Raw genomic sequence first — 12488 nt, forward strand, 5'->3', positions numbered from 1 at the left:
CTTGCTTTGGGGAAAGCTCTTGGGGTAAGGTGGCCGTTGCTTAATTACTGGATGTGATTCAGGAAAGCGTTCATGGTGCGGGTGTTACATGCCATGTGCCGTATCTACAGGAGTATCTATGCCCATAAACATTCCCATTGATTTACCGGCATTTCGGGCTCTTTCCGATGAGAATATATTTGTCATGGCAGAAGATCGGGCGCAAAGCCAAGATGTACGCCCGCTGCAAATAGCCATTGTTAATTTGATGCCAACAAAAATTGCTACAGAAATTCAGCTGCTGCGTTTGCTCAGCAATTCTCCCATTCAGGTAGACATTACCTTGATCCGGGCGGAGAACCATATTTCGCGCAACACTTCCACTGCTCACCTGGAGCGTTTTTATACAGGCCACTCCAAGCTCAATAACCGTAAGTTTGACGGCATGATTATTACCGGGGCGCCTGTGGAACAACTGCCCTTTGAGGAAGTGGATTACTGGGACGAGCTGTGTGCCATTATGGAATACAGCAAGGAACATGTGTTTTCCACCCTGCACATTTGCTGGGGCGCGCAAGCCGGGCTTTTTTACCATTACGGTGTGCCCAAACAGCCCCTGCCTGAAAAAATGTTTGGGGTGTTTCCCCACCGCCTTGCCAGCCATACGGTGCCCTTGTTCCGTGGGTTTGATGACGAGTTTTTTATGCCTCATTCCCGCCACACGGAAGTACGCTATGAAGACCTGCAAGGCATACCTGGCCTGCGGGTGCTGGCCTGTTCGCAGGAAGCCGGGGTGTGCATTGTGGGGGCAGAAGAAAGCCGCCAGTTTTTTGTAACCGGGCACTTTGAATACGACGCCAACACCCTGGCCCTGGAATATCAGCGTGATGTGGGCAAAGGTTTGCCCATTGGTGTGCCAGCCAACTATTATCCTGATGACAACCCAACCCTGCCCCCCCTTGTGCGGTGGCGTTCCCATGCCAGCCTGTTTTTTTCCAACTGGCTGAATTACTATGTCTATCAGGCTACTCCCTTTGAACTGGACAATATCGGAGCGTGCTCATTGCCTGAGCATAAAAAAAGCGCTCAATAAGGATTCACCCATGAAAGTGAAACACTTTGAAACGTTGGCTATTCATGCTTCAAACAACAAGGCAGACCCCACCGGAGCCCATGCTGTGCCTGTGCACCGTACTTCTGCCTATCTGTTTAAAAACTCGGCCCATGCCGCAGACCTGTTTGCCTTGAAGGTACCGGGTAACATCTACACCCGCCTTGGCAACCCCACCCAGGATTCACTGGAAGCACGTCTGGCCCTGCTGGAAAATGGGGGCAAGCCTGGTGCTTCTGCCCTGGCCCTGGCTTCCGGCACTTCCGCTATTTTTTACGCCATCATCAACCTTGCCGGGCAGGGGGATGAAATTGTGGCTGCCAACAACCTGTATGGCGGCACCTATACCATGTTCGATACCATTCTGCCCCAGTTTGGCATAACCACTCGCTTCGTTCACCCCGGCAAGCTGGATGCATTTGCTGCCGCCATAACGCCCCGCACCCGCGCCGTGTATGTGGAAACCGTGGGCAACCCTTCCCTGGATATGGTGGATTTGGAAGCACTGGCAACCCTGGCCCACAGCCACGGCCTGCCCCTGGTGGTGGATTCCACCTTTACCACCCCCTACCTGTGCCGTCCTTTTGAGCATGGGGCAGACATTGTGGTGCATTCCCTTACCAAATGGATTGGCGGGCATGGCACCGGCCTTGGGGGCGTTGTGGTGGATTCCGGCAAATTCGATTGGACCAACCCGCGCTTTACCCTGTATAATGAGCCCGATAACGGCTACCACGGGCTGCGCTGGGGGCACGACCTTGGCGGCTTGCCACCGTTTATTACCCGTATGCGTACTGTTCCCCTGCGCAACCTTGGGGCCTGCATTGCGCCAGATAATTCCTGGCTGTTCCTGCAGGGGCTTGAAACCTTGAGCCTGCGCATGGAACGCCACAGCAGCAACGCCCTGGCTGTAGCCACGTTTTTGGCAAAACACCCCAAAGTGGCCTGGGTGCGTTACCCCGGGCTGGAAAGTGACCCTGCCTACCCCTTGGCCTGCAAATATTTGCCACGCGGGGCCGGGGGCATGGTGGTGTTTGGCATTAAGGGCACAGACGCAGGGGGCGGCAAAGCTGCCGGGCAGCGGTTTATTGATGCATTGGAGCTTTTTTCCCAGGTGGCAAACGTGGGCGACGCCAAAAGCCTGGCCCTGCACCCGGCAAGTACAACCCATTCCCAGCTTTCCAATAAAGACCAGGAAGAGGCCGGACTGAAGCCGGAGCTGGTGCGCCTTTCCATTGGTATTGAACATGTGGACGATATTCTGGAAGACCTGGAGCAGAGCCTGAAAAAAGCTTAGCCAAGTGTGTTATGCATGTGGGCAGAAAGGTGCTTCCTTTCTGCCCACTTTTTTTGTTTGCATGGCTGAGGGAAGTGGGCGTAAAGTTGGTCAGCGTGTGTTCAATGCAGGAATACACAACTAAATTGCCACGAGGTACCTATGCCGCTCATATTGTTTGCTTTCATGTGGGCAATGCTCTTTTTTCCCATAAATGCCTTTGCAGACGACTTTACCCCGGAACGCTTTGATTGTAGCAACAGTCAGCGGTATTATGTGGTGCAGGTGCCCTCACACGATTTTTCACAAGGGCCTGAACTGGCGCAGACGTATACGGATGCCAACCGCATTGACCTTGCACACCTCTGGCAACAGGGCATGTCAATTTGGAATTATGGGGGGCAGCGTTTTTGTAACCTAGGCTTGTTGCCCGTAGGAAAATCGGTTACCGTGCTGGGTGATGATTTTGGGGCCAGGAATCCTCTTTTTATCTATTTTTCTTTCCGTAAGTTACATGTTTTTGACGCCAATGAAGACGGCATTTTGGAAATTGCCCTTATCGAATATGTTGATGGGGGGTTTTACCAAGTAACAGTGCTTGGTGGCTGCCCAGAGAGTTATTATATACCTGTGGCGCAGTTTGTTGCACGAAGGGTGCAGCAGAATGGCATCTGGATTCAGCCAGAAAATTTTGTTTTTGGCGATTATCATGCCTGGCCGGAATTTGTAGTGGAAGCCCCTGCCAAGCTCACGGGAAATTTGTATAGCAAACAGAAAAATTGGGCTGTGCGGCAATGGCGTTTTACTACCAAGGCTGGCAAGTATACGGAAACAGTTATAAAACGCTTGCCCGATGCATAATGCATGGCCAGGGCGTAGCTTAGGCAGTTTTTGGTAAACAGGTACAATGGCTGTTAATAAAGGGAAGTGAACTCATGATACAGATGTATACCGCACGTACAGCAGAAGCTGATGAACTGGAATATGCACTGCAAGAAATTCAAGAGCAGATTGACTTTACGGCCTTGAAACAAAATTCCTGTGGGATTATGCTGTGCCATATGGATTATATTGAAAGTGGTCTGGTAAAGGCCCTATGCGAAGCGTTGCCGTTTCCTACCATTGGCATGACTTCCATGGCCAGTGCGGACCAACGTGGACATAGCCTTTTTGAACTTACCCTGACAGTGCTTACCAGTGATGAAGTGACGTTTGCAGTGGGCATGACAGACAATATTACCCGTGCCAACCACAAGCAGGAAATAGAGGGCTTGTATGCCGCACTGCGCACCCGCGTGCCCAGTGACCCGGCCATGATTATTACCCTTGCGCCCCACGTGCACGACGTGGCCGGGTATGAGGTGGTGGCGGTTATGGACGCGGCCTGCAATGGAATTCCCATTTGGGGGTCCATTACCTGCGGTGTTGATTTTGCCTATGAGGCAGTGCAAACCGTGTGCAATGGAAAGCACTTGCAACGGGGGCTGGCCATGATGCTTGTGCATGGCCCGGTGGAGCCCAGATTTATTGTATCTTCTTTGCCAGAACGTAACATTACCAACAACCGCGCCATTATTACGAAAAGTAAGGGCTCTATTTTGTATGAAATTAATGACATGCCCGTGCTGGACTACCTGGCTACCGTTGGGTTGGTTATTAATAAAGAAAATATTACCACAACTCCATTAATGGTGTATTATGATGCCGCCAAAGCCCCTGTGGCCCTTAGTTTTTATACGTTATTTGATGATGGTTCCGTGTTAACCGGGGGTGAACTGCCTGAGGGAACTTCCTTTGCTGTGGGTAACATTGATGCAGAAGGTATTGTGGAGTCTGCCCAATGGGCCATTAAACAGATACTGGCCTGCCCGAGCAGGCAGGCAACACTGTTGTTTCCATGTGTAACAAGATATATTATGCTGGCTCCAGAACAAGACCGCGAACTTGCCCTGATTGAAGAAAGTCTTGGCAAAAAAGGCTCGCCTTTTATGATGGGGTATTCCGGCGGTGAAATTTGCCCCATGCCCGGGCCAGACGGAACCTTGCGCAACCGTTTCCACAACTACACCTTTTGTGCGTGCATTTTGTAGGCAAGGCCCTTTGGTTTTGCTATTTTTTTGAGGGAAGTAATTGTGAATAATCCTGAATCAGAGATGGATGCCCTTGCCACACTGGCGCAGCTTGAACGGGAAAACCGTAAGTTGCGGCGTGAAATTGGGCACCTCAAAACCACCATTACCCAAGAAAAACTTGCTTCCCTCACCATGCTGAACCAGCAAAAGGCCAGTACGTTTATTCAGCGGGAACGGGAACGTTATTTGGCGTTGTTACTTGCTAACTCTCCCAGCATTATTTTGTTTCTTGGGCAAACAGGGCGCATAGAGTTTTGTACGGAATACTTTGTTTTCAAAGTGGGTTTTTCCAACACTTCCGAGGTGTTGGGGCTTCCCTTGGAAGAACTTGTAGCCCCCTTTCTTACCCTTGCCGAGCATGAGCAGCTCATGGGGCATATCCGTTCTGTGCTGGTGGACAACTCCCCCATTGCTGTGGATGTGCCCTTTAATTTTGATAATGACGGCAGCGGTGAAGAATATACAGGGGTACTGGTGCCCATGAATGATCAGGAACAGCACACCAAAGGGGTGTTGTTGCTCTTGCAAGACGTGACCGACCTGAAACGTTCACGCGAAGAGGCCCTGGAGGCCAGCAAAGCCAAAAGTGCGTTCCTTTCCAACATGAGCCATGAAATTCGTACGCCCATGAATGCCATTATTGGCATGACAACTATAGGCATGCGTGAACAAAGTATTGAACGCAAAGACAATGCATTTAAAGCAATTGACAGTGCTTCCAAACACCTATTGGGTGTTATTAATGACATTTTGGATATATCCAAAATAGAATCAGGCAAAATGGAAATTTCTCCCATTGCCTTTCAGTTTACCAAGATGCTGGACACGGTTGCCAATGTGGTGTTGCAGGCCATTCAAAGCAAGCGCCAGCACTTTGCCCTTGAAGTTGACCCGGCCATTCCCAAGGTGGTGAAAGGCGACGACCAGCGCCTGGCCCAGGTCATTACTAATATTCTCTCCAATGCTTCCAAATTTACCCCGGAACAGGGTCACATTATCCTTTCTGTCAAGCTTTTGCACAACGCACACAATGCTTGCACCGTGCTTGTGGCTGTGAAGGATTCAGGCATTGGCCTTTCACCGGAAGAGCAGGCAAAGCTGTTTACCATTTTCCAGCAGGCAGAAGCAGGCACGGCCCGTAAATATGGTGGCAGCGGCCTGGGCTTGGCCCTTTCTAAGCACATTGTGGAGCTTATGGGGGGTACTATTGGGGTGGAATCGAAAAAAGGGAAGGGTTCCCGCTTTTTCTTTTCCGTACAGCTTGGCATTCCTGACCAGCAGGAAATTGCGCTGCAAGAGAGCATGGCAATTTTGTGTGAAGGGAATAGGGATTGCAACAAGCCAGAGAATGATTACTCCGGGCATGTTATATTGCTGGTAGATGACATTGATATCAATTTGGAAATTGTGGCTACACTGCTGGAACCCACCAACGTGGGTATTGATATGGCCAAAAGCGGTAAAGAAGCGTTTGAGGCTTTTGTGGCCAACCCGGCGCGGTATTCCTTGATTCTTATGGATTTGCAAATGCCGGAACTTGATGGCCTGCAAGCCACGGAAATGATACGAGGGCTTGCCGTGCCAGAAGCTGCCAGCATACCCATTATTGCCATGACAGCCAACGTGTTTAAAGAAGATGTGGAAAAATGCATGAAAGTTGGCATGAATGGGCATTTGGGGAAACCCATTGTAATGGAAGAGGTGGAGAAGGTGCTGGCGCAGTATTTGAAGGGGAAGAAGGGGTAGTAGGTTTTTTTAGAAGAATATGGAGATGTGAGAATGGGGGGCGCACTGTGGTGCGCCCCCCGTTTTTGTTTTAGGGGGAAAGGGAGTGTGTGAGTATGTGCGGCGTGCCGCTGCGCCAGTCTGTTATTTCTTGTTTTGTTTGCCGCTCCGCTTGGGGTGGAAACACGAAGTTTTTTCGTTTGGCAAGGCTTAAGCCCCCAGCACCGTCATCCCCGCGCAGGCGGGGATCCAGTATTTTTAGTGGGTTAGGTGTTTTTTTGCGGCGCAAGCGTCACACCATTCCTCTATTCTTGTTTTGTTTGCCGCTCCGCTTGGGGTGGAAACACGAAGTTTTTTCGTTTGGCAAGGCTTAAGCCCCCAGCACCGTCATCCCCGCGCAGGCGGGGATCCAGTATTTTTAGTGGGTTAGGTGTTTTTTTTGCGGCGCAAGCGCCACACCATTCCTCTTTTCTCTTCATTCATCCGCTCCGCTTGGGTTAGGGGGCCCTCGCCCGCCCCCTAACAACCCTAGGCGCACGGGGTTGCACCCCGTGACCCCGCTAGGACTGCTGTCCTGCGCTCAGTAGATTTGTTCCGCTCACTCGAAGACTCGTACGCTGCACAAATATATTCGCGCGGGAAGGGCACCGTGCAGGGTGAGGGTAAGGTGGGGGTTGTGGGCTGGGGAATATCAACTGCCATGCTACCGGAAGGTAATTGGCACTCTGGCGGGGAGTGGATAAGAAACCACCGCACTCCGCATGAGTAGGGCGGGCGCAGCAAAGCGCGCGTGGGCTGGGGGTAGCGCGAAGAATTACCTGTAAGGTGCGGCGAAGCGCCGCGATTTCTAGTGGGTAGAAACAATGCAATTTTACAGTGAGTATGCTTAGGCAAGATATCGCTTACACTTCGCAGTACAATGGAAGATAGTTTGTAATGGTAAAGCCCTTTGCTCTGGCAACAGGGCAAAGGGCTTTTATAAAAAAACCAGGTTTCACGGTAACGGCACAGGGTGCCACTCCCTCAATTCAGAACAAAATTTTCGGGAAAAGGGGATGGGGGTGTGGGGGAAGGGGAAAAAGCCTCTTTTGTAAAAGAGGTTTTTCCCCTTCCCCCACATAATCCATTCCCCTATCTCCCAAAGGGCTTACGCCCCCAGCAGTTCTTTCATTTTGGCGAACATGGCATCAATGCCAGCGGGGTTATTGCCCCCGGCCTGTGCCATGTCTGGTCTGCCGCCGCCAGAGCCGCCCACCAGGGCTGCTGCGTCCTTAATAAGGGCAGGGGCGGTGAAGCGGGCATGCAGGTCTTTGCTTACCCCCACCAGCACGTGCACCTTGCCGTCTTCTTCGGCTGTCAGGCAGAACACGCCGCTGCTCATTTTAGAGCGCACGTCGTCGGCCAAGTCCCGCAGGGCTTTCACGTTGGGGGCCTGGGTTTGGGCGCACAACAGGGCCACGCCGTTCACCTGCTCCACGCTGTCCATAAGGTTTTTACCCTGGCCGGAGGCAGCCTGGGCCGCGGCTTTTTCGGCCTGCTTGCGCAAGTCGCGCATGTCTGCCTGTAGGGCTTCCACTCGTTTTGCTGTTTCGCCGGGGCGGCATTTCAGGGCTTTTTGGGTGTCGTGCAGTTCCTGGCGCAACCCGTTCAGGTAGCGCAGGGCATTTTCCCCGGTGGCGGCTTCAATGCGGCGCACCCCGGCAGCAACGCCTGCTTCGGAAAGAATAACGAACAGCCCGGCTTGCCCGGTGCGGCGCAGGTGGGTGCCACCGCACAGTTCTGTGCTGGTGCCTTCCACGGTGACTACGCGCACGGTGTCGCCGTATTTTTCACCAAACAGGGCTGTGGCCCCGGCGGCAACGGCGTCATCGTAGCTTTGCTGCACAGCACAAAGGGGCAAATCTGCCAGAATGGCAGCGTTTACCTGTGCTTCCACCTGGGCAATTTCTTCGTCCGTCACGCCACTGATGTGGTTGAAGTCGAAGCGCAGGCGTTCCGGCGTTACCAGGGAACCTGCCTGCCGGGCATGGGAACCCAGCACGTTTTGCAGAGCGGCGTGCAAAAGGTGGGTACAGGTGTGGTTGCGCTCGCACGCCACACGGGCGGCGGCATCCACCGCAAGGGCTACTTCCGCATCCAGCAGCATTTGCCCATGGGTTATGGTTACATGTTGTACCACAAGGTCTGGGGAGGGGCGCATGGTGTCTGTTACCTTGGCAGTGCCAAGGGAAGACGTTATGGTGCCCACGTCACCAGCTTGCCCGCCGGAAGCGCCGTAAAACGGCGTTTGCCCGGCCACAAGCCAGCCGCTTTGCCCTTCCGCCAGGGCTTCCACAGCGTCGCCTTCCTGCGAGAGCAAGGCCACCACGCGGGAATTGGTGGTAAGGGCGTCATAGCCCACAAAGGCGCAGCGTAACCCTTCTTCCAGCAACGCGGTGAAGCGGCTGGTGAGGTCAGCCTCGCCAGAGCCTTTCCAGGCTGCCTTGGCGCGGGTTTTTTGTTCCTTCATGTGCTGGGTAAACCCGGCTTCGTCCACGGTGAACCCGCGCTTTTCACACACGTCGTTGACAATATCCAGGGGGAAGCCGAAGGTGTCGTACAGGCGAAAAGCCAGCTCACCCGGAATGGTGGCGCTGCCTTTGGCGGTGAGGTCTGCCATGGCTTCTTCCAGCAGGGCAAGGCCGTTATCCAGGGTTCCGGCAAAGCGTTCTTCTTCTTCCAGCACAACGCGCTGCATAAATTCGTGGCTGTGCAGCAGTTCCGGGTAGGTGGGGCCCATAAGCTCCACCACTTTGTCTGCCGTGCTGTGCAGGAAGGTTTTGGGCATGCCAATGAGGCGGCCAAAACGGTAGGCCCGGCGAATGAGGCGGCGCAGCACATAGCCCCGCCCTTCATTGGAAGGCATAATGCCGTCTGCCACCATAAAAGCCACGGAACGGCTGTGGTCGGCTATTACGCGCAGGGCCGTGTCCACGTCGTTGGTGTCTGGGGCGCTGCGGCTGTACGTGACGCCAGCAAGGGCGCAGGCATGGCCAATAATGTCTTTGAATAGGTCAATGTCGAAGTTGGAATACACGCCCTGGCACACAGCGGTAATGCGTTCCAGCCCCATGCCCGTGTCTATGCTGGGGCGTGGCAGGGCTTCGCGGGTGCCATTTGGCAGTTGGTTAAACTGCATGAACACCAGGTTCCATATTTCCAGAAAGCGGTCGCAGTCGCAAATGCCAATGCCGCACTGCGGGCCGCACCCAAGCTGTTCGCCCTGGTCAATATAAATTTCTGAGCAGGGGCCGCAAGGGCCTGTGTCGCCCATGCTCCAGAAGTTGTCTTTTTCCCCCATGCGAATAACGCGCTCCGCGGGGAACTGGGCAATTTCCTGCCACAGCGCGGCGGCTTCATCGTCGTCGCGAAACACGGTAACATACAGCTTTTCTTTGGGAAGTTTCAATTCTTCCGTAATAAAACGCCAGGCCAGGGTAATGGCTTCACGCTTAAAGTAGTCGCCAAAGGAAAAGTTCCCCAGCATTTCAAAAAACGTGTGGTGGCGGGCTGTTCTGCCCACATTTTCCAGGTCGTTGTGCTTGCCACCCACGCGCAAACACTTCTGGGAAGTGGTGGCGCGTGTGTAGTTGCGTTTTTCAAGCCCCTGGAACAGGGTTTTAAACTGCACCATGCCTGCGTTGGTAAACAGCAGGCTGGGGTCGTCTTTGGGAATAAGGGAAGAGGAACGAACAGCCTCATGTCCGTTTTGCTGGAAAAATTCCAGAAAGCGGCGGCGAATTTCTTGAGTAGTCATTAAAAGGGGCTCCTTGGGAACGTGTTATTCTTCGCTGGCGTTTTCGTCGTCGTCGTCGTCATTTTCCGGCACAGCCAGCAAGGCTTGCGGGTTCATGCCAAGGTGTTCAATAAGTTTCTGCTCAATTTCCATGCGCATGGCATCGTTTTCTTCCAGCAGGGCGCGGGCGTTTTCCTTGCCCTGGCCCAGGCGTTCCTTGCCGTAGGAAAACCACGCACCGCTCTTGTCCACAATGCCCGCTTCCACACCAAGGTCAATAATTTCACTGGTGCGGGAAATTCCGGTGCCGTACAAAATATCAAACACAGCTAGGCGGAAAGGCGGAGCCACCTTGTTTTTTACTACTTTTACGCGGGTACGGTTGCCGTAGGCTTCTTCTTTGTCTTTCAGGCTTTGAATGCGGCGAATGTCCATGCGGATGGTGGCATAAAACTTCAGCGCGTGCCCGCCGGTGGTGGTTTCCGGGTTGCTGTACGGGCCAGACATGCCGCCAATTTTCATACGGATTTGGTTAATGAAAATAACGGCGGTGCGTGATTTGTGGATAGAGCCGGTCAGCTTACGCAGGGCATGGGACATAAGGCGTGCCTGCCCGCCCACCTGGGTTTCCCCCATGTTGCCTTCCAGTTCCGTTTGCGGAATAAGGGCGGCAACGGAGTCGATAACAACCAGGTCTACCGCGCTGGAGCGCACCAAAAGGTCGGCAATTTCCAGGGCCTGCTCGCCGTAGTCGGGCTGGGAAATAAGCAGGTCGTCCACGTTCACGCCAAGGCGCTTTGCGTAGTTCACGTCCAGGGCGTGTTCTGCGTCAATAAAGGCGCAAGTGCCGCCCAGTTTTTGGGCTTCAGCAATAATATGCAGGGTCAGGGTGGTTTTCCCGGAAGATTCCGGGCCGTATATTTCGCACACCCGCCCTCTGGGTATGCCACCAACGCCAAGGGCAAGGTCCAGGCCAATGGAGCCAGTGGGAATAACAGGAATTGCTACGCAGCTTTTATCGCATAGGCGCATAATGGCGCCTTGCCCATGCTTGCGTTCAATGGTGGAAAGCGCGGTGTTCAGCGCTTCCATGCGGATTTCTTCAGCGGTAAGGGCGGTTTTTTTTGCCATGAGATACTCCATAGGGAAATGTGATAGGAAAAAATAGCAGAATCACCCTTGGAAGTCACGATTTTTCCCGGCCTTACGCTGCCGGGTGCTTGCATTTTTCCCCAGCCCGCCTTAAGTGGAAGGCATGAAGAATATTGAATCGTACCACGTGGTCGCCCTTTTTTCCGGCGGCCTGGATAGTATAGTGGCAGCAAAGTTGATGCAGGAGCAAGGCCACAGTGTATTGTGCCTGCATTTTTGCACTCCGTTTTTTGGTAAACCTGAAAAAATTGACCATTGGCAAAAAATATACGGCCTTACCATTCGCGCTGTGGATGTGGGGGACGAGTTTGTGAACATGCTGGTGCGCCGCCCTGTGCACGGCTTTGGCAGTGTGCTTAACCCCTGCGTGGACTGCAAGGTGCTTATGATGCGCCACGCCCGGCGCATTATGGATGAAGTGGGGGCCTGCTGCATTGTTTCCGGTGAGGTCATTGGGCAGCGGCCCATGTCGCAGCGGCGCGAAACCCTGAACATTATTGCCCGTGATGGCGGGGTGGAAGACCGGCTGCTGCGGCCCTTGTGCGCCAAGCACCTTGCCCCCACCTTGGCGGAACGCGAAGGTTTGGTGGACAGGGAGCGCATGCTGGACTTGTTCGGGCGGGGCCGCAAAGGGCAAATGGCCCTGGCAGAACATTTCAAGCTCAAGGAAATTCCTACCCCCGCAGGGGGGTGCCGCCTGGCAGAGCAGGAAAATGCCCGCAGTTACTGGCCCCTCTTGCACCACATTCCCCACCCCACAGCCAAGGACTTTCACCTTACGGCAAAAGGTCGCCAGTTATGGAGCGCAGGGGAGCACCCCTTGTGGTTGACCATTGGGCGCAAAATGCAGGACAATGACGATATTCTGGCCCTTGCCGGGGCAGATGACCTGCTGTTCAAAACCGCCAACTTTCCCGGCCCGGTGGGCCTTGGCAGGGTGGCAGGGCAGGAATGGACAGAAGAGGCCATTGCTTCCGCTGCTGCGGTGGTGGCAAGCTATGCCAACAAGGCAGTGGAGCACCACAAAACAACAGGGGAAGCCGTTGCCGTGCGTGTGCATGCGGGCAGCCTGGACGCCCCAGGCCGCATGGTGGAAGTGGCACCCCAGCGCGTTTCCCCCTATGGCTGGGGGGAAAAGAACTGGGAAAGTACCAAGGCCAGTATTAAGGAAGAGGCCAAGGCTTTGCGGGAAGGTGAGAGTGCATAGGGAAGTAGCTCCTTTTGCTGCTGGGGTGGGTACATTGCTAAGGCTTTTGTGTTTGGTTTTGGGCGTGGCACGTTGGTAAAACTAGCCTTTTTCGCGCATGCGTCGTTGGCGGCGTATTTTACGGCGGGGCA

At 53.8% G+C, this 12488-nt stretch carries 8 protein-coding genes; 6 read left to right on the plus strand and 2 right to left on the minus strand.

Features of this window, described 5'->3' with window-relative positions:
• Window positions 1–118: 118 nt before the first annotated feature.
• The 5 genes from metA to G497_RS18285 all read left to right on the plus strand — a co-directional run bounded on the left by metA (window position 119) and on the right by G497_RS18285 (window position 6244).
• Window positions 119–1072, plus strand: a complete 954-nt coding sequence (gene metA, locus G497_RS18280; RefSeq protein WP_051258131.1) for a homoserine O-acetyltransferase MetA — start codon at window positions 119–121, stop codon at window positions 1070–1072.
• Window positions 1073–1082: 10 nt separating this feature from the next.
• On the plus strand, window positions 1083–2387 hold the full coding sequence (locus G497_RS0113325) for an O-acetylhomoserine aminocarboxypropyltransferase/cysteine synthase family protein (RefSeq protein WP_027188514.1): 1305 nt from the start codon (window positions 1083–1085) through the stop codon (window positions 2385–2387).
• 141 nt (window positions 2388–2528) lie between these two features.
• Complete coding sequence (locus tag G497_RS0113330; RefSeq protein ID WP_027188515.1) at window positions 2529–3227, plus strand: hypothetical protein; 699 nt, start codon at window positions 2529–2531, stop codon at window positions 3225–3227.
• Between the two features lie 74 nt (window positions 3228–3301).
• Entirely contained in the window at window positions 3302–4456 is a 1155-nt protein-coding gene (locus tag G497_RS0113335; protein ID WP_027188516.1) for an FIST N-terminal domain-containing protein, read from the plus strand.
• A 42-nt stretch (window positions 4457–4498) separates the two neighbouring features.
• Window positions 4499–6244, plus strand: a complete 1746-nt coding sequence (locus tag G497_RS18285) for an ATP-binding protein (RefSeq protein WP_156908124.1) — start codon at window positions 4499–4501, stop codon at window positions 6242–6244.
• A 1126-nt stretch (window positions 6245–7370) separates the two neighbouring features.
• Here the strand turns inward: G497_RS18285 and alaS are convergent.
• A complete protein-coding gene (alaS, locus tag G497_RS0113355) occupies window positions 7371–10019 on the minus strand; it encodes an alanine--tRNA ligase (protein WP_027188518.1) in 2649 nt (882 codons plus the stop codon).
• A 24-nt stretch (window positions 10020–10043) separates the two neighbouring features.
• The gene (gene recA, locus G497_RS0113360) at window positions 10044–11129 is read right to left on the minus strand and encodes a recombinase RecA (RefSeq protein WP_027188519.1); all 1086 of its coding nucleotides are present in this window, start codon (window positions 11127–11129) and stop codon (window positions 10044–10046) included.
• A gap of 124 nt (window positions 11130–11253) precedes the next feature.
• Between recA and G497_RS0113365 the strand changes: the two genes are divergently transcribed.
• The gene (locus tag G497_RS0113365; RefSeq protein ID WP_034637990.1) at window positions 11254–12357 is read left to right on the plus strand and encodes an adenine nucleotide alpha hydrolase family protein; all 1104 of its coding nucleotides are present in this window, start codon (window positions 11254–11256) and stop codon (window positions 12355–12357) included.
• The last annotated feature ends 131 nt before the right edge of the window (window positions 12358–12488 follow it).

Source organism: Desulfovibrio cuneatus DSM 11391, assembly GCF_000430005.1.
GTDB classification, from domain to species: Bacteria; Desulfobacterota; Desulfovibrionia; order Desulfovibrionales; family Desulfovibrionaceae; genus Frigididesulfovibrio; species Frigididesulfovibrio cuneatus.

Coding starts and splice junctions, on each gene's coding strand:
- metA (WP_051258131.1), top strand. CDS start 119: ATGCCCATAAACATTCCCATTGATTTACCGGCATTTCGGGCTCTTTCC.
- G497_RS0113325 (WP_027188514.1), top strand. CDS start 1,083: ATGAAAGTGAAACACTTTGAAACGTTGGCTATTCATGCTTCAAACAAC.
- G497_RS0113330 (WP_027188515.1), top strand. CDS start 2,529: ATGCCGCTCATATTGTTTGCTTTCATGTGGGCAATGCTCTTTTTTCCC.
- G497_RS0113335 (WP_027188516.1), top strand. CDS start 3,302: ATGATACAGATGTATACCGCACGTACAGCAGAAGCTGATGAACTGGAA.
- alaS (WP_027188518.1), bottom strand. CDS start 10,019: ATGACTACTCAAGAAATTCGCCGCCGCTTTCTGGAATTTTTCCAGCAA.
- recA (WP_027188519.1), bottom strand. CDS start 11,129: ATGGCAAAAAAAACCGCCCTTACCGCTGAAGAAATCCGCATGGAAGCG.
- G497_RS0113365 (WP_034637990.1), top strand. CDS start 11,254: ATGAAGAATATTGAATCGTACCACGTGGTCGCCCTTTTTTCCGGCGGC.